Here is a 20,356-nt window from a genome sequence, read left to right on the forward strand (position 1 = left end):
TTCCTTAATTATTTATTATAAGTGTAATTGTACCTGTCAAACTTGTCAAGCCTGATGTATCAATCTGCTGATTATCTATTGTAATTGTCACACCTTGAACCACACCAAGAGTAATTGTTGATGTAGTTCCTGGTGAAATAGTGGTTGACACACTTTGATTTTCAGGGCTTAATGTTGCACCACCTTCTAAGTCTGTACCTGTAACACTTACCCAGCTAGTTGTATCATTAACAGATAGTTTTAAATTGACAGGTTTGACTGCTCCTGTCAATATCGCTGTCAAGTTGCTGCCGTTTCCCGATACAGTCAAATTTGTTTTGGAACTGTTAGAAGATTCACTAGAAGTAGATCCATCATTTGAGCTAGATGAAGTAGTTGTTTGTTTATTTACAACACTATAACTTGATGAAGGATTTGTGGTTAACGAATTATGACGAACATATGTCCAAACATAATAACTAACAAAGACTAAAATAGCTAATGCTAGAATGGTTAAGTAGAATAATGGCAAAAAAGAAGTTCGCTGCCTTTTCGTTCTTCGGCTTCTAAAATTCTCTTCCTCATCAATGTCCACTTCATCATAAGTAATCATGCTTCCTTCTTCATAAGCTTCAAGAATAATTCGCTCATCTAAATCAACAGCCCAAGCATATTTTCTTAGAAAAGAACGAGCATAGAAAGGACTAGGGAGACGATCAAAATCATCAGCTTCCATAGCTTCTAGTAACTCCAACTGAATATCTGTTTTCTTTTGTAAATCTTCTAAGCTCATCCCTTGATTGATACGAGCCAATCTCAGGACTTCACCAATTGTTTTTTTTCTCATACGCCTCAGCCTTCTTTCTATTAAACACTATTTTACCAAATTTCACTAAAACATGAAATCATTTTGGAAAAATAGTAAAATCAATCATGTCACAAGAATCAATAAAATAATGTCCTATCTCAATCACATCAACTAAACTAATTGTCTGCAATATTTTGGGTAAATCAAATAAATTCTCACCTTCTGAAAAGGTTTTATATTGAGTTGCAATATACTCTAGCGAATTGAGCCCATGCAAAAAATCACCAAACATTTCACTTTTTATAGTATCAAGATGTTCTTCTGTCACATCAGGATCTTTTTCAAAATCCCGAATTGCCGAACGAAATTGGTGAGATAGAGTAACTGGTTCACTAGTATCCATTGTCAACATCACAAAGTGAAAATCTTTTTCTACCTCAACTTCTAACGATAGAGAGTTGTCTATTTTTCCAACTTCGTAAAGCGCTTGAAATCTTTTAGATGTCCAGCCAAACATCATTGCAAATAGCAGTTTTAAACCAATTTTATAACGAAATAAATCAACTTCCGCTAACGATTGATTTCCACGTAACCCGATTGCTAGCTTAGAACTTGCCACTTCCATTCGTACACTTCCAGTAGCAATAATAGGATTTAACGTAAGAGAAGAGCGTTGAATGAGTCCTTGTTTAGCAAAAGAATCCAGATGTTCTTGTTGCTCTTGAATAACAGTAATAGTCTTTTCTAAGTCAAAATTGCCAATCAACAATAGGCTCATATTGGATGGATGATAAAAGGTTTCAAAATTTTCATTCAAATCCTCAACTGTTATTTCCGCAACTGATTCAATGCTTCCTGCAATATCTTCTGCTAATGAAGTGTCTGGATAAAGATTTGCTAAAGTATGAAAAAACAAACAATAATCTGGATTATCTTGATACATGCTAATTTCTTGTTGAATAATTCCCTGTTCACGTTGAACTGACTCCTCGGTAAAAGAAGCATTTTCTAGTAAACTTTGCAACAATCTCACATTTTCTAAAATATTGTCCGTCGCTGAAAAAAGATAGCTGGTCTTAGTAAAACTTGTAAAGGCATTGCTCTCAGCTCCTAACTTAACAAACTGTTGTAAAATATCCTGGCCATTTTCATCTTCAAATAATTTATGTTCTAAAAAATGAGCAACTCCTGCAGGATATTGAACAACTTGATTAGAACCGCGCGGAATAAAACAAGTATCAATTGACCCAAAATTTGCTGTCATAATCCCATAAGTTTCATTGAAGTCTTGTTTGGGTAAAAGAAACACTCTTAAACCATTTTGCAAAGTAGTTTGATAGACTACTTCCCCAACTGCCGGATAATCCTTTCTCTCCATTTTTAAAATTTGCATTATTTTCCTTCCATGAAATAAACTGCTTGTAGTTTGAGTTGTTTTGCAATGACGATAATATCTTCTCTAGTGACTGTTTCTAAAGCATTTAACCAAACATCAATTGACATAAATCTTTTCTGCAAAACAGACGCCATATAAGCTCGTTCTATCAATGTATTTTGCCTATCTAAAGAAAGGAGCATCGTATTTCGAAGCATTTTTTTAGTCTGATTTAAGTCTTCATCTGTAAAACGTCCCTTTTTCAAATCTGCAATTTGTCGATAAATTAAACTGACTGTTTTAGTCCTATTTTTCCTGTCAATTCCAGCGTAAATACGCATCATACCTGAAAAAATATCAATACTACTTGAAATCGTGTAAGCTAAACTTTCTTTCTCACGAATATTAACAAATAATTTTGAATGAGCAAAACCACCTAAAAGTCCATTCAATACAACAAGAGGGATATGATTCCTATCTCCATATTGAACTGAAAAATGATATCCTAATTCAATAATGGATTGATGAGCATCATTTTGTTTCAATCCCTCTTTTAAAACATTCGAAAATTCTTGATGATAATGTAAGTGTAACTCAGGTTGACGAGGGTGTAAACCAAACATCTTTAAATGTTCATAGACTTCAATCTCATTAAAATCACCTATAAAAAATATGTCAATCTTATCATTTTGAAGCATGTCTTGAAAAACTGCAAAGCTACTTTTTGGAGTTTCTTTTTCAACCAAATCTAATGTGGCAAAATGAGGAATTTGCATGTCTTGCTTTGTATAAAATAATTTATTCAGTTCTTGATGAGCGTGATAAAAGTGATCCTCAATTTCAGCTTTTAAATCGTTAAGTACATTCTTCTTTTCAACTTCAAAAACAGTTCGATTAAAAGCCCTTCCATCTACTAAAGGTTTTAACAAGCTATCTTTTAAAAAATTAAGTATCTCTCCTGTTAATGTATTTTTACGACTTAAAAATGCATCACTAACAAAGGAAATATCTAAATCTACATAATGAATGAGTCCTCTTCGTGATAGTCTTGTTGAAAAGTTCGCACCATAAAGATTTGCTAATCGCTCACGAAAGATCTGTGACGTGGGATAAATTTCGTTAGCTGTTTCGAGCATATTTGCAGCCAGTACGCGTCCCGCTATCGTATCCATAGACATTGGAGCTGAAAATCTTATTTTTATTCGATTGGTTTTAAATTTTTTGGATGTTATAAAATGGAGATCTACTCCAGAAACCAACTCCATATCGTCCCTCATCTTCTTTTTTTATTGACCTCTATTATATCACGAAACAGTGCTTAATTTCTCATTCAAGTATTATTCTTTCATCTTAAAACGTTTTCTTCATGATACGTTTGAATAATTTTAATATCATCTTTTCACCCAATTATGATATAATGACAAAGATTGAGGTGAATTATGAAATACAAATTATTTGATGAATATATTACTTTACAAGCATTATTAAAAGAAGTTGGAATCATTCAAAGTGGTGGTGCTATTAAAAGTTTTCTTCAAGAAAATCAAGTTTATTTTAATGGAGATCTCGAAACTCGTCGCGGAAAGAAAATTCGTATTGGCGATATCATCACTCTTCCAAATCAAAAATTAGAAATACTATTGACTGCACCAAATGAGGAGGAAAGAATTGAGCACGAAAAAGAGCTTTTAGAAAAAAGACGAGTCGGTGCTCTTGTAAAAGAAATGAACAAAAGTATCAAAAAAAGTAAACCAGCAACAGTAAATCAAAAAGCCAATAAATCTAATAAAAAAGCTCCTATCCGCTTCCCAGGTATTTAAATATGTGGTTAAAAAACTTACAAATTCAACATTTTCGCAATTACGAGCTAACTGAAATAGACTTTCATCCTGGACTCAACATTTTTCTAGGTCAAAATGCTCAAGGAAAAACAAATATTTTAGAAGCTATCTATTTTCTTGCATTGACACGGAGTCATCGAACTCGTTCAGATAAAGATTTAATTTATTTTTCTAAAGACACCTTAAAAGTATCTGGACAACTTGTCAAGCAAACTGGAAAGATTTCTTTAGAGATTGACTTGACACCAAAAGGAAGAATTACAAAGGTTAATCATCTAAAACAAAGCAAATTATCAGATTACATTGGAAATATGAATATTGTTTTGTTTGCTCCAGAAGATTTACAATTGATTAAAGGAGCTCCAGCCCTTAGACGCAAATTTGTTGATATAGAGTTGGGGCAAATTAAACCAATTTATTTATCTGATTTATCACATTATCATCATGTTCTAAAACAGAGAAATACTTATTTAAAGACAGCAAAAACAATAGATGAGACTTTTTTAACTGTCTTGGATGATCAGTTAGTAGAGTTTGGTTGCCGCATTATGCAGCATCGAATAGAATTTCTCAAAAAATTAGAATACTTTGGTCAGCAAAAACATTTGGAACTCTCAAATAATTTAGAAAATTTAACTATTAAATACTGCTCTTCTATTCGACTTTCAGATTTCAATAAACTAGAAGAAGCTTTTCGAATTGCATTAAAACAAAGTCGTAGCAGAGATTTATTTAAAAAAACTACTGGAGTTGGTCCCCATCGAGATGATATTGCTTTTTATATCAATGATATGAATGCTAATTTTGGTAGTCAAGGACAACATCGAAGCGTAGTCTTATCTCTCAAATTGGCAGAAATTGAGCTTATGGAAACTGTTACTAAAGAAAAACCAATTCTTCTACTTGACGATGTCATGAGTGAACTTGACAATAACCGTCAACTTAATCTACTTGAATCTATTTCCCAAAATATCCAAACATTTATCACCACAACAACTCTAGAACATTTACAAAACATGCCTTCTGATATTAAAATTTTCTCAATTCACGAAGGAAATTTAACAAAAAAAAACATGTAAAGTGTATGTTATTAAAATTTACAACGATGTCAACTTAGTTAATTATAAAAGCTCTACATCATATAGTGCAGAGCTTTTATAATTTTATTGAACAGAATAGTTTGGAGCTTCATTCGTTATTTGAACATCATGAGGGTGACTTTCTTTCAAACCAGCTCCGCTCATTTCGATAAATTGTGCTTTATCATGTAGTTCTTGAAGATTAGCTGCTCCACAGTAGCCCATACCAGAACGAACCCCCCCAATCATTTGGAAAACGATATCTGCTGCTGCGCCTTTATAAGCTACACGACCTTCAATTCCTTCTGGAACTAACTTATTTGCCTCATTGACAGAACCTTGGAAATAACGATCACTTGAGCCTTTCTTCATAGCAGCAATGGAACCCATTCCACGATAAGTTTTGAACTTACGACCTTGGAAAATTTCCGTTTCACCTGGTGCTTCGTCTGTGCCAGCAAACATTGAACCAAGCATGACTGCATTACCTCCCGCAGCCAGAGCTTTTACAATATCTCCAGAATATTTGATGCCACCGTCTGCGATAATTGTTTTCCCGTATTCACGGGCAACTTGTGCAGCATCATAAATCGCAGTCACTTGAGGTACACCAACTCCAGCAATGACACGAGTGGTACAAATTGAACCTGGACCAATTCCAACTTTCACAACATCAACTCCAGCATCGTATAACGCACGCGCACCTTCTGCAGTGGCAATATTTCCTGCAATCAACGTTCGTTCTGGAAAATGTGCACGAATCTCAGCAATTTTCCGAAGTACTCCCGCTGAATGTCCGTGTGCTGTATCAATGACAATGGCATCTGCCCCTGCTTCAAATAAAGCTTCTGCACGCTCAAATGTATCAGAAGTAACTCCTACTGCACCAGCAACCAAAAGACGACCATACTCATCTTTGGCTGCATTTGGAAATTCAATTACTTTTTCAATATCTTTAATTGTAATCAAACCGGACAAACGACCATAGTCATCAACCAACGGCAATTTTTCAATGCGATGTTCATGAAGTATCCGTTCTGCCGTTTCAAGATCTGTTCCAACAGGAGCTGTCACAAGATTTTTACTCGTCATATGCGCAGAGATAGGTTGATTATAATCCATAATAAATCTCATATCACGATTTGTAATAATCCCAACTAGCTTCCTATTTTCAAGAGTTTCAACAACAGGAACTCCACTGATACGATAACGCTCCATCAATTCTTCTGCATCTGATACCGTATGAGTCGGAGTCAAGAAGAATGGATCAATGATAACTCCATTTTCCGAACGTTTAACTTTCCGAACTTCATCTGCTTGTTGCTCAATAGACATATTTTTGTGAATAACACCAAGACCTCCAGCACGAGCAATAGCAATGGCCATTTTACTTTCTGTAACAGTATCCATTGCTGCAGTGATAATTGGAATATTGAGTGTCAAATTTTGAGCCAATTTTGTTTGTAAATTAGCATCATTTGGCAAAACATGACTCTCAGCAGGAATGAGTAATACATCATCAAAAGTAAAACCTTTTTTCAAAAATTTAACGTCCCAGTTAGACATCCACAAATTCCTCTTTTCTTTATTTATTGAGCATAGCTCGTATTTATTGTTAATATGATACCATTCTATCTGTATTTGTCAATCTCTATTTTAGTAAAAAGTAAAAACCATCACGTTAGGTGATAGTTTTGCTCATTTTTATTGAAAATAGTTAATTCCCATAGCAGACTTTACCTCAAAAAGTGTTTGACTAGCTACTTGCCGTGCTCTATCACTACCTTTTTGTAACATAGTATAGACTTCTCCCATATCTTTTGAAAATTCAACACGACGTTCACGAATTGGACCTAATTCACGCTCTAAAATTTCTAATAAATAGCGTTTTGTTTTCACGTCTCCCAGTCCACCTTGTTGATAGTGTTCTTTCATTATTGTAATTTCTCGCATATCTTCTGGACGACCAAATACATCTAAATAATGAAAAACCATATTACCGTCAATTTTACCAGGATCTTCAATCTTGATATGGTCAGGATCCGTATACATGCTCATCACTTTCTTTTGTAGAGTATCCATATCATCAGATAAATAGATACCATTATTTAAAGATTTAGACATTTTTGCATTCCCGTCAAGCCCTGGTAAACGCCCTGCAGCTTCATTTTGAGGATAAATGCCTTCAGGCTCTACCAAGACATCACAACTATAAGTATGATTAAAAGAACGCACAATTTCACGAGTCTGTTCAATCATTGGTTTTTGATCATTACCTACTGGAACATAATTTGCTTTAAAAGCAGTGATATCTGCTGCTTGTGCAATTGGATAAACTAAAAAACCAGTCGGGATACTTTCACCAAATCCTTTTTGAGCAATCTCTGACTTGACAGTTGGGTTACGTTCTAAACGAGCTAGTGATACCAGATTCATATAATACATTGACAGTTCTGACAACTCTGGGATTTGACTTTGAATAAAAATAGTTGTCTTTTCAGGATCTAAGCCAGCAGCTAAATAGTCTAATGCCACATTCCCGATTGACTCCACAATTGTCTTAGGATCCTTAGCGTGATCCGTCAAAGCTTGTTGATCAGCTAAAAATACAAATAATTCATATTTCCCTTCATCCTGCAATAAAACACGATTTCGCAAACTTCCTACATAATGACCAATATGTAACTTCCCTGTTGGACGATCTCCTGTTAAAATAATAGGTTTTGACATCACATTCTCCTTGAATTTTCTTGATAATATTATACCATTTTCAAGAAAAAAGTGTAGAAACTATTTCTACACTTCTAAAAATTATTCGACAATGGAATTGCCAGCTTTCACACGCCAATTATAATCAGATAATATAATATCTTTCAAAGAATAACAGGCTTGCCAATTTAAAAATTCTCTTACTTTAGCAGTATCTGCTAACACACTTGCTGGATCACCGACACGACGTGCGACAATTTCATGAGGAATTTTTTTCTGTAAAATTTGCTCTACAGTATTGTATATCTCCTTGACAGTGTAACCATGTTCAGTTCCTAGATTGAATATCTGTGACGTTGACGAATCTGTAAACAAATAGTCAAGTCCCTTTACATGTGCCTGAGCTAAATCTAAAACATGAATATAATCACGGATGCATGAACCATCTCTCGTTTCATAATCATCGCCAAAAATTTTTAAAGCATCATTTTGTCCCAGAGCCGTTTTATTAATATTAGGGATGATATGTGTCGGATTTTTAACTCTCAAACCATTTGAAGCATCCATAGCAGCACCAGCAACATTAAAATAACGAAAAATAACATATTTCCAATTATAACGATTGGCCATCCAATAAATCATACGTTCTCCCATCAGTTTTGTCTCTGCATAAGGATTTACTGGATTTAATAGCGTATCCTCATTTGCTGGTTTATCCATACAATTATTTCCATAAACTGAAGCCGTTGATGAAAAAATCATCTTATTGATGCCTACTTCTGATAATACTTTTAAAACATGGTTCATGCCTGCTACGTTAGCCGCAAAATATTTACTAGGATTTTCAATACTTTCACTAACAACTATTTCCCCTGCACAGTGCAATACAGCATCAATTTTATGAGATTGTAAATAATCTTTTAATGCCAGCTCATCATAAACATCCAGTTCTTTAAAGTGCGCTCTTACATCCACCGCATCCCTGACACCTGATGCTAGATTATCCAAAACATGCACATCATAATCAGCATCTAAAAGTGCCTTTACAGTATGAGAGCCAATATATCCAGCTCCACCTGTTACTAAAATTGATTTCATTTTTTCTTCTCCTTGTTTTTTACATCAATACAAGAGTATCTTTTAGTAAGTATTGGTGTGTTTCAACCAAACTTTCAATCCTATCTCCGATAAGAATACCATCAAATCCAATGGTTAAAATCTGTTCAATATCTTTACAGTTTACACCACCACCAAAAATCAACTGATATGTAAACCCAAGCTTTACACTTGAATTATCTAAATAATCTTTTAAATCTTGGAAACTTTCTTCAACTTTTGTAAATGAATAATCCTTTTTTCCTTTTAATGTTGCACTTAATATTTCATAAGCTATGATAATATGTTTATCCTGAAGATTCAAACCATCTAAATATGTTGCGCATTCAAAAATAGGATTTTCATGATTTCCTACACAAATAATAGGGACAATATCTTTCTGTAAAGCATTGTCAAGCTTTGATCGAATAATTCTTGTTGTTTCATTTAAACACTTTTGCCTTTCTAAATGGCCTACAAAAGCATAGTTTATATTGTAATGTTTTAAATGTTTAGGTGATAAATCACCTACATTTCTTCCTTTAATTGACAAATTTTGAACTGCGATGTCAAAATGATACTCATCATAATTTGGTATAATAGGAGCTATAATCAATTGATGCTGCTTGTTTATTGGTTGATTGAACTTCTCTAACAATTCTAATTGTTGCTTGATTGACATCTGATTTTTAAAATTAAAAACAACTAACACTTTACTATTCCTTTACATCATATTTACAATTCTTTTAAAAAATAATCTTCCACTGTTTGTTTGTAAGATTCAAATTGAGGATTTTTTACAACATTATGGAAAGATAGTGTTTTTCTTTTCTTTAAACCACAAAATTCCATGGTCTTATGAAATGAAATCAAAATATCATCAACATCTTTTCCATCAAAAAATGTAGTCGGATTATTAAACGCTTCTTCTGGTGCATTCCAAGTTGTGGATAAGATGTACTCCTTGTTTTTCATTAAACCACCTTGACCATAAGTATCTGCAAACGAATAAAATTGACCATATTCAAAAACTTCATCCATATACAGCTTTAACTTTCCAGGCACATTAAACCAATAAATAGGAAATTGAAAAATAATCAAATCTGCCCACAAAAATTTATTTCTTTCGTTTATTACGTTGTAGTCCTCAACTGACGATAACTGAATATCATGTTTGTGTCGTAAATTTTCCAACATAACATTATACAAACTAAAATTTAATTCTCCTTTACAGAAATCATGCTTTTGATAACCATTTATTAATAAAATTTTCATTTTTTCCTCCTAAAAATTTATAAATTTATTATAAATCTATTTATTTTTTCTTACTTCTCTATATTCTAAAATGTAATATTTTATCCCTGAATCATTTGAAAAAAGTCAAATTTTCTAGTAAAATGAAACTAATTACAGAGTTAGGAGAAAAATATTGCTTACAGTATCGGATGTCTCACTACGATTTAGTGATCGAAAATTATTTGATGATGTAAATATCAAATTTACAAAAGGAAATACTTATGGTTTAATCGGTGCTAATGGTGCAGGAAAATCAACTTTTTTAAAAATCTTAGCTGGCGATATCGAACCAACTACTGGAAATATCTCACTCGGACCAGATGAACGTCTCTCAGTCCTTCGACAAAATCATTTTGACTATGAAGAAAATCGAGTTATTGACGTAGTTATCATGGGGAATGAGCATCTTTATAATATTATGAAAGAAAAAGATACCATTTATATGAAACCTGATTTTTCTGATGAAGATGGTGTCCGAGCAGCTGAATTAGAAGGTGAATTTGCTGAATTAGGTGGCTGGGAAGCCGAAACCGAAGCTTCTCAATTGCTACAAAATCTTCATATTCCTGAAACCCTCCACTACCAAAATATGAACGAATTATCAAATGGAGATAAAGTAAAAGTTCTTCTTGCTAAAGCTCTATTTGGTAAACCAGACGTTCTGTTACTAGATGAACCAACAAACGGTCTTGATATCCAATCCATCTCTTGGCTAGAAGATTTTTTGATTGATTTTGAAAACACCGTTATTGTTGTATCTCACGATCGTCACTTCCTTAATAAAGTATGTACCCATATGGCTGATTTAGACTTCGGTAAAATCAAACTTTATGTTGGTAATTATGACTTCTGGAAAGAATCTAGTGAATTAGCTGCTAAACTCTTAGCAGACCGCAATGCTAAAGCTGAGGAAAAAATCAAGCAACTGCAAGAATTCGTTGCTCGCTTCTCTGCTAATGCTTCAAAATCTAAGCAAGCAACTTCTCGTAAAAAAATGCTTGACAAAATTGAATTGGAAGAAATTGTCCCATCAAGCCGTAAATATCCATTTATTAACTTCAAAGCAGAACGTGAAATCGGAAACGACCTCTTGACAGTCGAAAATCTTTCTGTCAAGATTGACGGCGATATTATTCTTAATAATATCAGCTTCATTCTGCGTCCTGGAGATAAGACAGCCTTGATTGGACAAAACGACCTTCAAACAACTGCTTTGATTCGAGCTATTATAGGAGATATTGACTATAAAGGAACTGTAAAGTGGGGCGTTACAACTAGTCAATCTTATCTACCAAAAGACACCAGCAAAGACTTTGCTAGTGGGGAATCTATTCTTGACTGGCTCCGTCAATTTGCAAGTAAAGAAGATGATGACAATACTTTCCTTCGAGGGTTCTTAGGGCGTATGCTTTTCTCTGGTGATGAAGTTAACAAACCTGTCAATGTTTTGTCAGGTGGGGAAAAGGTTCGTGTCATGCTGTCAAAACTCATGCTTCTCAAATCAAACGTTTTGATATTAGATGATCCAACCAACCACTTAGACTTAGAATCTATTTCTAGCCTAAATGACGGTCTGAAAAACTTTAAAGAATCTATTATTTTTGCTAGTCATGATCATGAATTTATCCAGACACTTGCTAATCACATTATTGTTCTTTCTAAAAATGGTGTCATTGATCGTATTGACGAAACTTATGATGAATTTTTAGAAAATCAAGAAGTACAAGAAAAAGTCAAGAACCTTTGGAAAGATTAAACCTTTTCGACAGTAGGAGCTGATAAAAGATTCAGTTCCTTAATTTTTAGCATTTTATTATTTATAATAACCTATGAAAAAAATCAAAAAACTTCTTAAACCTTATTATCTATTTGCGTTTTTTATCCCATTTTTTATCCTGTTTTTAACTTATTTTATAAATGGAATTTATTGGAAAAGTGACACTTCTCCACTTTTGGGAGATGGTTTTCATCAGTATGTCATTTTCGATGTTACTTTAAGAAATATTTTGCATGGTACAGACAGTATTTTTTACACGTTTACAAGTGGACTTGGATTAAATTTTTATGCTTTATCTAGCTATTATCTTGGAAGTTTTTTATCACCTTTAGTTTACTTTTTCAATTTAAAAAATATGCCAGATGCAGTATATTTATTTACTCTGATAAAGTTTGGTTCGATGGGATTGACTTGTTTCATAAGCATTAAAAATATATTCAAAAAAATTTGTCCTTATTATATTTTAATACTGTCAACATCCTATTCTTTAATGAGTTTTGCAGTTAGTCAACTTGAAATAAAAACTTGGTTAGATGTTTTCATCATTATTCCGCTTATTTTACTTGGTTTACATTATTTGATACTCCAAAAAGGTTATGTTCTTTACTTTACATCTCTGTCAATTCTTTTCATTCAAAATTATTATTTTGGATACATGATGGTTCTCTTTCTTATTCTATGGTATATTGTTCAAATTTCATGGGATTTTAAAACTAGGATTAAATCTTTCCTGGACTTTACAATTGTATCAATTTTAGCTGGGATAACGAGTCTTATCATGATTTTACCAACTTTTCTAGACTTAAAAACTCATGGTGAAAAATTAACAAAAGTGACAACCTTACTGACTGAAAAAAGTTGGTATTTAGATATTTTTGCCAAAAACTTCATTGGAGCTTTTGACACAACTAAATATGGCTCTATTCCTATGATTTATGTTGGTCTCATTCCATTATTGTTAGCAGTTCTATTTTTTACATTACGATCTATTAAGTTTCACGTGAAACTTGCTTATTTTCTTTTAATTACAATTTTAGTAGCTAGCTTTTCTTTACAACCGTTAGATTTATTTTGGCAAGGTATGCATGCGCCAAATATGTTTCTACATCGTTATTCTTGGACATTTTCCATTGTCATTATCTTCTTAGCTGCAGAAAGTTTAGAACGTCTAAAGGAATTTAAACTAACAAATATTCTAGTTAGTTTTTCTATCTTAGGATTTGGGTTTATTTCTACTTTTATTTTTAAGAAACATTACAAATTTTTAGGTTCCGTTAATTTTATCTTAACATTAGAGTTTTTAGTCGCCTATCTTTTAATTTTTTGGGCTTATACAAAAAAATATATCCCTTCTAAAATATTTACAGTTTCTACTTTATTATTTGTTTGTTTTGAACTTAGTTTAAATAGCTTTTATCAAATGGAAGGAATTGCAAAGGAATGGATCTTTGCAAGTAGGAATGCTTATGAACAAGATTTAACATCTATTGATTCACTCGTTAAATATAGTAAAAAGAAAAACTTAAATTTCTTTAGAACCGAAAAATTGTCTATTCAAACTGGAAATGACAGCATGAAGTACAATTATAATGGTATCTCTCAATTTTCTTCTGTTCGTAATACTGCAGCTAGTTCTATTCTTGATAAACTCGGTTTCAAATCATCTGGAACGAATTTAAATTTACGTTATCAAAATAATAGTATTATTATGGATAGCTTATTAGGAGTAAAATATAATATTTCAACAAATAATCCTCAGAAATATGGTTTTTCGTCTATTAAGACTAAAGATAATTTAACACTCTATGAAAATAGAAATGCTAATTCACTAGCATTTCTAACAAATTCAATTTACAAAGATGTAAAGTTTAATCATTTAACGTTAGATAATCAAACTCGTTTTCTCAATCAACTTTCTGGATTAAATTTAAAATACTATCACCGATTAACTCCTACAAGTAATCATAATGTTAAACAGGTTGGAAATAGAATAGTTGCAGAAGTAGATAAAAATGGTCATGATTCTTTTGCCAGTGTCTCTTATACTTTAGAAGTTCCAGCAAATAGTCAAGTTTATTTAACTTTACCAAACTTAACTTTCTCAAATGACAACAAAAAATCAGTTGATATAACTGTAAACAACAATCAAAAAATGCATTATGGTACTAATAATGTCTTTCCTTTTTTTAATCTTGGATACTTTAATCAAAAGCAAACCATAACTGTAAAAGTAACTTTTCCAGATAATTCAAAAGTTTCGTTTGATAGTCCTGAATTTTATACTCTTGATACAAATCGTTTTCAACAAGCAATAAACAAGATTCAACAACAAAAAGTATCAGTAACAACAAAATATAATACAATAACAGCATATTATCAAGCTCAACGAAATAGTTCTTTATTCTTCACCATTCCTTATGATAAAGGTTGGTCTGCAACGCAAAATGGGAAAACAATCAAAATTTCAAGAGCACAGAATGGCTTTATGAAGGTTAATGTAAAAAAAGGAGAGGGAAAAATTAAATTGACATTTATCCCGAATGGCCTAAAAGAAGGTAGTATAGCATTTTTATCTGGAATTTCATTCTTTATTATTTATAATAAGATACGAAAGAAAAAATTGTTATAATTAAAAACCCAAACTGAACAAAAAGACAGTTTGGGTTTTATTATATATTACTAATATAAAAAAGCATCCTTTATGAATGCTTCGTAGCTCCGGCAGTAGGACTCGAACCTACGACATCATGATTAACAGTCATGCGCTACTACCAACTGAGCTATGCCGGATAATATAGTCCGTACGGGATTCGAACCCGTGTTACCGCCGTGAAAAGGCGGTGTCTTAACCCCTTGACCAACGGACCATATATGCTCTTTCACAGAACATATACTATTATACCAGTTTGGAAAACTTTGTCAATAGTTTTTATTTAAAAATTTAGTTTTTATTCATCCTTTTGACTCCTCTAAAATAGATTTCAACTTTCCAATTTTCATTCGAGTAATCGGACAACGGTGATCTTCATAAAAAATAATTTCTCTCGTTTTTTTGTCATAACCTTTAATATTCCCAATATTAACTAGATAAGATTTATGAGGTGAAAAGAAGCGCTGTGTTTTCTCGTCTTTTTCCTGAATATCTGCAATCGTACCATAAAATTCTTTAAAAAAGTTTTTACCAACAATTCTTAATTTATGAGAAGAACCTGTCGTTTCAATATATAAAATATCATTAAAAGGCATTCTAACTTCGCCACCACGGAAACTATATTCAAAATAATCAACCATATCTTTATTTTCAATCAACGTTGCTTTTGTATATTCAATACTGTCTTTTATATGTTTTTTAAAAGCAGCATCATTCAAATTTTTATCAACAAAATCCAATGCAGATACTTTATATTTAAACGTCATAGTAGCAAATTCTGATTTTGTTGTAACAAAAACAATAATGGCATAAGGATTGTGATGCCGTATAAATTTGGCTATTTCTAACCCTTTTGTTTCTTCACCTTTAATATCAATATCTAAAAAATATAATTGATTTACTTCATCGTTTTCAATATATTCTTTAAATTCTCTTACTTTTCCAGTTATTTTAACTTTTATCGGAATCCCCATTTCCTTAGCTATTTCTGCCAATGTTGTTTCCATTCTAACTTGATGTGTAATTTCATCTTCTAATATTAGTACTTTCATTATAGACCTTCTTTCCTTACTCTCATTGCTTGTATAAAATATTCATCTTCGATTTTAGTATCCAGAATAATTCCTTCATAGTTATTAATAATTTCTTTAATATTACTTAAACCTAAACCGCGTCCCACACCCTTTGTTGAAAAATCAGTTTGGTAAATTTCTTCCAAATCTAGAGGTCTTTTCTTACGTGAATTTTGAATAACTAAGATCGTTTCTGTATCCAGATCTACTAAAGAAACATTCATCGTTTTTTGATAACTTTCTGCCGCTCCCTCTATTGCATTATTTAAAAGGACACTTGTCATTCTAACTAAATCTAACAATTTAATTGGCAAAGGTTTAACAAAATCTTTTACTTCAAATGTTAATTCTATATTGTAATCTCGTGCCTTAAATAATGTTTGCGTCATAACACTTCTAAGTGCTGAATCTCCAACATTATTTAAATCAAAATACGTATATTTATCAGAACGAAGCTGTAAATTAGCATTTACGAGAACCTCCTGATAGATTCGCTCCACTTCTTTTATATCACCTGTATGAATAGCTGATTGAAAACTTGCCAACATCCCACCATAATCATGACGAAAACCTCGAATTTCATTATACAGATTAACAATTTCATCTGTATATTTTTGTAATTGCAGTTGTTCCTGTTCTTTTTGCTTAATTTGTTCTTCTTTTTCATATTTTTCGCGAATAGATTGTAAGTAGAATAAAATTGACATAAACATTAAAAAGCAAATTGTAGCAATCATACTAGAAAAACTATTTAAATTTTTCATGTTACTAAGCCAATGCGATACATTTAATAAAAGATGAATAAATAATAGATAAAAATTTAATTGTACAATCTTATCTTTGAAATCAACCTTTTTAAAATATTTAAAATTAAACTTAAAATAATCAATAGTTTTTAAAATAAAAATTAAAGAAATAATATTGATAAAAATATAGAACAATCCCCAGTATCTATCAACAAACTCATCACCTGTGACAGAAGAAATAATGACTGAAAAGAAGGTTTCAGAACCTGATACAGCTAAAGATAAAAATAGTGCTAAAAATAAAGACGAATGTTTTTTAACTTTTTTTACTTTAACAAAGTATAAATAAAAAAATAATGGTTGAATAAAAAACATTATATATCTAACCGAATAATGTATTATTGTAGTAAAATCAGTCAAAAATACAATTCCTAAACATAATAAAGTAAAGTGAATATTCACTTTATTCACTCTACTTATTTTCTTATAACAATATACAACAGAAACAGCTTCTATAATTGAGAATATAATCCAGTGTATAAATTCTATTTTCACTATACTTACTCCTAAATATTTATTTACCAAAAAGTTTAGAAAAATCAAATCCCATTCTTATTCGACTATCTCCACCAACAATTTTATTTAACTGTTCATCAGTAAGTTCTTTAAATGATTCAACTTCCACTTTAGTTATTTCCTTTTTGCTAAAAAATTTTTTCATAAATTCTCCTTAATGTTTGTTTTTTGTAAGAAATCTTACAAAGTAATTATACAAAATTTTTAAAACCAAATTGAAAAAATCTCCAAAAAACACATTTTTACATCTCAAAAGACTTTTTACACAGATATAGAAAAAGGCACGCTTCTCTCGTGCCTTTAAACTTATATGATCCCAGCAGGATTCGAACCTGCGACCGTTCGCTTAGAAGGCGAATGCTCTATCCAGCTGAGCTATGAGACCAATGCTTTATCATTTTAACAAAAAAAGTCCACAACGTCAAGATTACTTATGATAAGGACTTCCTTGTTGAATCATAAATGCTCGATAAATTTGTTCTACTAAAACTAATCGCATCAATTGATGAGGAAGAGTCAATTTTCCAAAACTCATCAATAAATTAGCTCTTTTTTTAACAGTATTAGCTAAGCCAAGGCTTCCTCCAATCACAAAAGTAATATTTGAAATTCCACGAATGGTTATATCACTCAATATCTTACTAAATTCTTCTGACGGAAATTGTTGACCTTCAATAGCTAAAGCAATCACAAATTCCTTATCAGTTATTTTCGATAAAATACGATTCCCTTCTTTCTCCAGAATTTTTTGATTTTCTAAGTAACTTGCTTTATCAGGTGTTTTTTCATCTGAAAGTTCAATCAACTCAAATTTAGTAAAATGTTTTAAGCGTTTTGCATACTCTGCAATCCCATCTTTAAGATATTTTTCTTTTAATTTTCCAACAGTTACAAGTTTTATTTTCATATTTCTATTCTATCATATCCACAGTTATTTCACATCTTATTCACAAGATAAAACTTTAAATTTTCTTTCAAAAACCTTATAAATTACTAAGAAAGTCACAGATTTTGAAAGTTATCCACAATTTGTGGATAAGGTTAAACATTTAAGTTATAATTAAGATAAATTATTTATACTTTCAGTAATTGAAATAACTAGGAGGAAGATATGAAAAATTCTTCAAATTTTACAAAAAAATTATTATGGCTTTTCATGGTCTTAGCTATAGGTTTTATTGGTGGTTTATTTGGAAACTTAACCTCATCAAAATTATCAACAAATAGTTCTACAACAACTAAGGTTAACAAAGTTACTACTGCTTATAAAAATACAAATTCTACAACACAAGCTGTAAGCAAAGTAAAGGATGCAGTTGTATCTGTTATTACCTATGCTAATAATAATTCTCAAAATAGTGTTTTTGGAAATGATGATTCAAATACTAATAACGATAATTCTCAACAAGTGGCTAGTGAAGGATCTGGGGTTATTTATAAAAAAGACGGAAAATACGCCTACTTAGTGACCAATACCCATGTTATTAATGGTGCTAAAAAAGTTGATATTCGTTTGGCTGATGGGAATAAAGTTCCTGGAGAAATTATAGGTTCAGATACTTATTCTGATATCTCTGTTGTTCGTATTAGTGCTGATAAAGTAAAAACAGTTGCTGAGTTTGGAGATTCTAGTAAATTAACTGTTGGTGAAACAGCTATTGCGATTGGAAGTCCACTCGGATCAAATTATGCTAATACTGTGACACAAGGAATTATTTCTAGCTTAAATCGTAATGTGTCTTTAAAATCTGAAAGCGGTCAAACTATTTCAACACAAGCTATCCAAACTGATACAGCTATCAATCCAGGGAATTCTGGTGGTCCACTTGTAAATATCCAAGGACAAGTAATTGGTATTACTTCAAGTAAAATTGCTAGCAACGGTGGAACTTCTGTTGAGGGATTAGGTTTTGCCATTCCATCTAATGATGTTATTAATATTATCAATCAATTAGAAGCAAACGGAACTGTTACACGACCAGCTCTAGGAATCCAAATGATCGACATCACTAATCTGTCTAATTCAGATTTATCACGCTTAAAACTCCCATCCAAAGTAACTAGTGGGGTTGTTGTACGTTCAGCTCAAGCTGGGATGCCTGCAGCAGGAAAGCTTCAAAAATATGATGTTATTACAAAAGTAGATGGCAAAGACATTTCCTCAGTAAGTGATTTACAATCTGCTTTATACAAACATTCAATTGGTGATGATATAAAAATTACATTTTATCGTAATGGAAAAGAAACAACAACTACTATTAAGCTGACAAAATCTACAAAAGATTTAGATTCAAATAATTGACACTTTATTAACACATCTTTACAGAATTGTAAAGGTGTGTTATTCTATATAAACATGGAAAAATATCAATATATTACACTCAATGACATCCAAACAAATCCTTATCAACCAAGAAAAGAATTTTCAGAAGAAAAAATTGCTGAACTTGCTAATTCTATAAAAGAACATGGGATTATTCAGCCCATCATTGTACGAAAATCTCCAATAATTGGTTATGAATTATTAGCTGGTGAAAGGCGTTTTAGAGCTGCTAAATTAGCAGGCTTAACTAATATACCAGCTATTATAAAAGAAGTAACAGATGATGAAATGATGAAGCAAGCCATTATTGAAAATTTACAACGAGAAGACTTAAATCCTATAGAAGAAGCACAATCTTATCAATATTTAATTGACAAAGGGTTGACACACAAAGAAATCGCTCAAACAATGGGAAAATCACGTCCTTATATTACAAATTCTGTCCGTTTATTAAACTTACCTCTTAATATTATGGAAGCGATAAAAGAAGGAAGAATTTCTCAAGGACATGCTCGTTTACTTATCAACTTATCAGAAAAAGAGCAAAATCAGTGGTTCACTAAAATCCTATCTCAAGAACTTTCAGTTCGACAGCTAGAAAAACAATTGCATCCACATCAAAAAAAGACTTCAGCAAAAAACAAGTACCAACTTTTTCTCAAAGAAGAAGAAAACAGATTAAAAAAGATATTCGGTACAGAAATCTCACTCCAATTTTCTAAGCAATCGCAATCTGGAAAAATCTGTATTCACTTTTCAAGTCAAGAAGAATATCAAAGAATTATTGATAGCTTTAAATAAGGCTGTTATTTTTATTCTTTCAAGTCACAGAGTTATCCACTCTTATTTTATAAAAAAACCTTAATAAATCACAGAAAAACCGCTTTACTCACAATCTGTGGAAAACTTCAAAGAACAATGTGAATTCATTTCCACAGATTGTGGAAAACTTTTGCGTTTTATGTTAAAATAACTTCTATGGGTAATTAAATACAACGAAGAATTTATTAGCAAGAAAGGAGGGGTTTT

General features: G+C 31.7%; 18 protein-coding genes and 3 tRNA genes. 6 read left to right on the forward strand and 15 right to left on the reverse strand.

The genetic code is table 11. From position 1 onward, the window contains the following. Positions 1–4: 4 nt before the first annotated feature. Genes rodZ through yfmF form a run of 3 tightly spaced genes read right to left on the reverse strand, consistent with a single transcriptional unit; the run spans position 5 to position 3,427 of the window. Complete coding sequence (gene rodZ / locus H8787_RS09835; RefSeq protein WP_003071635.1) at positions 5–826, reverse strand: cytoskeleton protein RodZ; 822 nt, start codon at positions 824–826, stop codon at positions 5–7. 58 nt (positions 827–884) lie between these two features. Then, positions 885–2,180 (reverse strand): EF-P 5-aminopentanol modification-associated protein YfmH, encoded by a 1,296-nt coding sequence (gene yfmH / locus H8787_RS09840; RefSeq protein ID WP_187327964.1) that lies wholly within the window; start codon positions 2,178–2,180, stop codon positions 885–887. Next, positions 2,180–3,427, reverse strand: a complete 1,248-nt coding sequence (gene yfmF / locus H8787_RS09845; protein ID WP_006270362.1) for an EF-P 5-aminopentanol modification-associated protein YfmF — start codon at positions 3,425–3,427, stop codon at positions 2,180–2,182. Before yfmF ends, yfmH begins: the two co-directional genes overlap by 1 nt. A gap of 174 nt (positions 3,428–3,601) precedes the next feature. On the opposite strand from yfmF, the gene yaaA reads away from it, so the two are divergent. Both yaaA and recF read left to right on the forward strand, forming a co-directional pair. After that, positions 3,602–3,982: a S4 domain-containing protein YaaA gene (yaaA, locus tag H8787_RS09850; protein ID WP_003071640.1), complete on the forward strand. Its 381-nt coding sequence runs from the start codon at positions 3,602–3,604 to the stop codon at positions 3,980–3,982. A 2-nt stretch (positions 3,983–3,984) separates the two neighbouring features. Continuing rightward, positions 3,985–5,082: a DNA replication/repair protein RecF gene (gene recF / locus H8787_RS09855; protein ID WP_049481244.1), complete on the forward strand. Its 1,098-nt coding sequence runs from the start codon at positions 3,985–3,987 to the stop codon at positions 5,080–5,082. Between the two features lie 84 nt (positions 5,083–5,166). Here recF and guaB read toward each other — a convergent pair whose 3' ends face one another. From guaB to H8787_RS09880, 5 genes are all read right to left on the reverse strand, one after another. After that, positions 5,167–6,648, reverse strand: coding sequence for an IMP dehydrogenase (guaB, locus tag H8787_RS09860; RefSeq protein ID WP_003071643.1), 1,482 nt, complete (start codon positions 6,646–6,648; stop codon positions 5,167–5,169). 138 nt (positions 6,649–6,786) lie between these two features. Next, positions 6,787–7,812, reverse strand: coding sequence for a tryptophan--tRNA ligase (trpS, locus tag H8787_RS09865; protein WP_006268883.1), 1,026 nt, complete (start codon positions 7,810–7,812; stop codon positions 6,787–6,789). An 81-nt stretch (positions 7,813–7,893) separates the two neighbouring features. Further along, positions 7,894–8,889, reverse strand: a complete 996-nt coding sequence (gene galE, locus H8787_RS09870) for a UDP-glucose 4-epimerase GalE (protein WP_065428450.1) — start codon at positions 8,887–8,889, stop codon at positions 7,894–7,896. Between the two features lie 19 nt (positions 8,890–8,908). Continuing rightward, positions 8,909–9,598 (reverse strand): triose-phosphate isomerase, encoded by a 690-nt coding sequence (locus H8787_RS09875; RefSeq protein ID WP_006268827.1) that lies wholly within the window; start codon positions 9,596–9,598, stop codon positions 8,909–8,911. A gap of 23 nt (positions 9,599–9,621) precedes the next feature. Beyond that, positions 9,622–10,161, reverse strand: coding sequence for an NAD(P)H-dependent oxidoreductase (locus tag H8787_RS09880; protein WP_006270338.1), 540 nt, complete (start codon positions 10,159–10,161; stop codon positions 9,622–9,624). 154 nt (positions 10,162–10,315) lie between these two features. Here H8787_RS09880 and H8787_RS09885 point away from each other — a divergent pair, with 154 nt between their 5' ends. Together H8787_RS09885 and H8787_RS09890 are read left to right on the forward strand one after the other, a co-directional pair. Then, the gene (locus tag H8787_RS09885) at positions 10,316–11,938 is read left to right on the forward strand and encodes an ATP-binding cassette domain-containing protein (RefSeq protein ID WP_187327965.1); all 1,623 of its coding nucleotides are present in this window, start codon (positions 10,316–10,318) and stop codon (positions 11,936–11,938) included. 73 nt (positions 11,939–12,011) lie between these two features. Beyond that, the gene (locus H8787_RS09890) at positions 12,012–14,588 is read left to right on the forward strand and encodes a YfhO family protein (RefSeq protein ID WP_187327966.1); all 2,577 of its coding nucleotides are present in this window, start codon (positions 12,012–12,014) and stop codon (positions 14,586–14,588) included. An 87-nt stretch (positions 14,589–14,675) separates the two neighbouring features. On the opposite strand, the gene H8787_RS09895 is transcribed toward H8787_RS09890, so the two are convergent. The 7 genes from H8787_RS09895 to rlmH form a co-directional block, all read right to left on the reverse strand. After that, positions 14,676–14,749: transfer RNA gene (locus H8787_RS09895), tRNA-Asn, on the reverse strand. A gap of 5 nt (positions 14,750–14,754) precedes the next feature. Next, positions 14,755–14,826: transfer RNA gene (locus H8787_RS09900), tRNA-Glu, on the reverse strand. 85 nt (positions 14,827–14,911) lie between these two features. Then, complete coding sequence (comE, locus tag H8787_RS09905) at positions 14,912–15,661, reverse strand: competence system response regulator transcription factor ComE (RefSeq protein ID WP_003071650.1); 750 nt, start codon at positions 15,659–15,661, stop codon at positions 14,912–14,914. Further along, positions 15,661–16,983: a GHKL domain-containing protein gene (locus H8787_RS09910; protein WP_222848865.1), complete on the reverse strand. Its 1,323-nt coding sequence runs from the start codon at positions 16,981–16,983 to the stop codon at positions 15,661–15,663. Before H8787_RS09910 ends, comE begins: the two co-directional genes overlap by 1 nt. Before the next feature lie 19 nt (positions 16,984–17,002). After that, positions 17,003–17,149: a ComC/BlpC family leader-containing pheromone/bacteriocin gene (locus tag H8787_RS09915; protein WP_037598243.1), complete on the reverse strand. Its 147-nt coding sequence runs from the start codon at positions 17,147–17,149 to the stop codon at positions 17,003–17,005. Between the two features lie 166 nt (positions 17,150–17,315). Beyond that, positions 17,316–17,389: transfer RNA gene (locus H8787_RS09920), tRNA-Arg, on the reverse strand. A gap of 42 nt (positions 17,390–17,431) precedes the next feature. After that, positions 17,432–17,911 (reverse strand): 23S rRNA (pseudouridine(1915)-N(3))-methyltransferase RlmH, encoded by a 480-nt coding sequence (gene rlmH, locus H8787_RS09925; protein WP_187327967.1) that lies wholly within the window; start codon positions 17,909–17,911, stop codon positions 17,432–17,434. A gap of 204 nt (positions 17,912–18,115) precedes the next feature. Here rlmH and H8787_RS09930 point away from each other — a divergent pair, with 204 nt between their 5' ends. Together H8787_RS09930 and H8787_RS09935 are read left to right on the forward strand one after the other, a co-directional pair. Next, positions 18,116–19,306, forward strand: a complete 1,191-nt coding sequence (locus tag H8787_RS09930) for a S1C family serine protease (protein WP_006270334.1) — start codon at positions 18,116–18,118, stop codon at positions 19,304–19,306. Positions 19,307–19,360: 54 nt separating this feature from the next. Further along, a complete protein-coding gene (locus H8787_RS09935) occupies positions 19,361–20,128 on the forward strand; it encodes a ParB/RepB/Spo0J family partition protein (RefSeq protein ID WP_003071657.1) in 768 nt (255 codons plus the stop codon). Positions 20,129–20,356: the final 228 nt, after the last annotated feature.

It is taken from the genome of Streptococcus sp. NSJ-72, from assembly GCF_014334035.1.
GTDB lineage: Bacteria > Bacillota > Bacilli > Lactobacillales > Streptococcaceae > Streptococcus > Streptococcus constellatus.

Coding starts and splice junctions, on each gene's coding strand:
- trpS (WP_006268883.1), bottom strand. CDS start 7,812: ATGTCAAAACCTATTATTTTAACAGGAGATCGTCCAACAGGGAAGTTA.
- rlmH (WP_187327967.1), bottom strand. CDS start 17,911: ATGAAAATAAAACTTGTAACTGTTGGAAAATTAAAAGAAAAATATCTT.
- comE (WP_003071650.1), bottom strand. CDS start 15,661: ATGAAAGTACTAATATTAGAAGATGAAATTACACATCAAGTTAGAATG.
- yfmH (WP_187327964.1), bottom strand. CDS start 2,180: ATGCAAATTTTAAAAATGGAGAGAAAGGATTATCCGGCAGTTGGGGAA.
- yaaA (WP_003071640.1), top strand. CDS start 3,602: ATGAAATACAAATTATTTGATGAATATATTACTTTACAAGCATTATTA.
- guaB (WP_003071643.1), bottom strand. CDS start 6,648: ATGTCTAACTGGGACGTTAAATTTTTGAAAAAAGGTTTTACTTTTGAT.
- H8787_RS09930 (WP_006270334.1), top strand. CDS start 18,116: ATGAAAAATTCTTCAAATTTTACAAAAAAATTATTATGGCTTTTCATG.
- rodZ (WP_003071635.1), bottom strand. CDS start 826: ATGAGAAAAAAAACAATTGGTGAAGTCCTGAGATTGGCTCGTATCAAT.
- yfmF (WP_006270362.1), bottom strand. CDS start 3,427: ATGGAGTTGGTTTCTGGAGTAGATCTCCATTTTATAACATCCAAAAAA.
- H8787_RS09915 (WP_037598243.1), bottom strand. CDS start 17,149: ATGAAAAAATTTTTTAGCAAAAAGGAAATAACTAAAGTGGAAGTTGAA.
- H8787_RS09880 (WP_006270338.1), bottom strand. CDS start 10,161: ATGAAAATTTTATTAATAAATGGTTATCAAAAGCATGATTTCTGTAAA.
- H8787_RS09890 (WP_187327966.1), top strand. CDS start 12,012: ATGAAAAAAATCAAAAAACTTCTTAAACCTTATTATCTATTTGCGTTT.
- recF (WP_049481244.1), top strand. CDS start 3,985: ATGTGGTTAAAAAACTTACAAATTCAACATTTTCGCAATTACGAGCTA.
- galE (WP_065428450.1), bottom strand. CDS start 8,889: ATGAAATCAATTTTAGTAACAGGTGGAGCTGGATATATTGGCTCTCAT.
- H8787_RS09935 (WP_003071657.1), top strand. CDS start 19,361: ATGGAAAAATATCAATATATTACACTCAATGACATCCAAACAAATCCT.